At 68.7% G+C, this 1,739-nt stretch carries 1 protein-coding gene; it reads left to right on the plus strand.

Translation table 11 applies throughout. The features are described from left to right. The first annotated feature begins 73 nt into the window (after positions 1-73). A complete protein-coding gene (locus ACFVYR_RS38130) occupies positions 74-1,681 on the plus strand; it encodes an ISL3 family transposase (RefSeq protein WP_384263948.1) in 1,608 nt (535 codons plus the stop codon). Positions 1,682-1,739 lie beyond the last annotated feature (58 nt).

The following is a 1,739-nucleotide window of genomic DNA, read 5'->3' on the forward strand; positions in this document are numbered from 1 at the left end:
TGGCCCTGGCAAGATTTTCGTGAAGCGGGGGTGTGCTCCCGTGCGCCGGTGACGCTCCGTCACCGATAGCGGGATGGTCGGCGAGTGTGATGACCTCGTACGAACTGTGTCTCCGCACCTGGACGCGGTGCGGGTGGAACGGGTGTGGTTGGCGGGCAACGTGGTCCGAATCACCGCCTGTACCCGTGAGTTGCAGGCGGGGTGCCCGGACTGCGGTCTCGGGTCGAGACGAGTGCACAGTCGCTACTGCCGCACGCTTGCCGACGTCGCAGTCGGTGGGCGTCCGGTGCTGATCAGGCTGTCGGTGCGGCGGCTGTTCTGTGACGCTCCGGGCTGTGGTCGGCGGACGTTCGCCGAGCAGGTCGAGGGGTTGACGGTGCGCTATCAGCGGCGCAGTCCGCTGCTGCAGCACCTGGTGGAGATGGCCGGGGTGCTGCTGTCCGGCCGCGGTGGTGCCCGGTTGCTGCAGATCCTGAAGGCGCCTCTGTCGCGGACGAGTGTGCTGTTCCATGTGATGCGCATGCCGCTCCCGCCGGCATCGACGCCGCAGGTGTTGGGCGTGGACGACTTCGCGCTGTACGCGGACACGTACGGCACGCTGTTGGTGGACGCCGAGTCCCGGTTGCCGATCGAGTTGTGGTCCGGCCGTGATGCCCAGCAGCTGGCCTCCTGGCTGCGGGCGCATCCCGGCGTTCGCGTGGTGTGCAGGGACGGCTCGCTGGTCTACCGCCAGGGCATCACCGAGGGCGCTCCGGGCGCGGTGCAGGTCAGTGATCGTTTTCATTTGTGGCAGGGGCTTTCCAAGCGGGTGTCGGACGTGGCCGCTGCTCACCGTCGGTGCCTGCCCGCCGCTGTTCTCGATCCTGAACCGGCTTCGGCGAGCTCGGCCGTATCGCCCGAGCCGGTCGATACTCCGGCCCGGCGGCACGCGAAGCGGCTGTTCGAGGCGGTGCACGCGGTGACCGGCACCGGCCGCTCGCTCAGCGCCATGGCCCGTGAACTGGGACTGAACCGACGCACGGTGGCCAAGTACGCCCGCGCCACCAGCTGGCAGGAGTGCGTACGCCGCACCCCGCCGCGGCGAACCACCAGCCTCGATCCCTATCTGGAGCATCTGCAGCAGCGATGGGACGAGGGCGAGCACACCGCGACGGTGCTGCACCAGGAGATCACCGCCAAGGGCTTCCGCGGCCACTACCAGCGGGTGAAGATGGCCATCGCGCCGCTACGTCGCGGGCTGCCGATCGACACGCCGCGCGAGCGGCCGCCCTCGCCCCGTCAGGTCGCCCGCTGGATCACCATCGCACCTCAGCGTCGCGGCCTGCACGCCACCGAGCGGCTACAACGCATCCGCTCCGCCTGCCCGGAACTGGATCAGGTCCATGAACTAGTCCGGGAATTCGCCGCGATGCTCGACGCCCGCGAAGCCACCTCACTGCCGAACTGGCTCGACAAGCTCACCGTCTCTCGGCTCCCGGCGATGGCCGGTCTGGCCAAGGCCCTCCGCGAGGACCAGCCGGCCGTCGTCCAGGGCATCACCACCGTGTTCAACTCCGGCGTCAACGAAGGCCGAATCACAGATCTAAAGCTCCAGAAACGGATCATGGCGGGTCGTGCAGGAGTCCCGCTCCTGCGCCACCGCGTGATCCTCATAGCCCATCTCCGACGCCGCTATCGGTGACGGAGCGTCACCGGCGCACGGGAGCACACCCCCGCTTCACGAAAATCTTGCCAGGGCC

Origin of the sequence: Streptomyces sp. NPDC058284, from assembly GCF_042881135.1 — a bacterium.
Classification (GTDB): Bacteria; Actinomycetota; Actinomycetes; order Streptomycetales; family Streptomycetaceae; genus Streptomyces.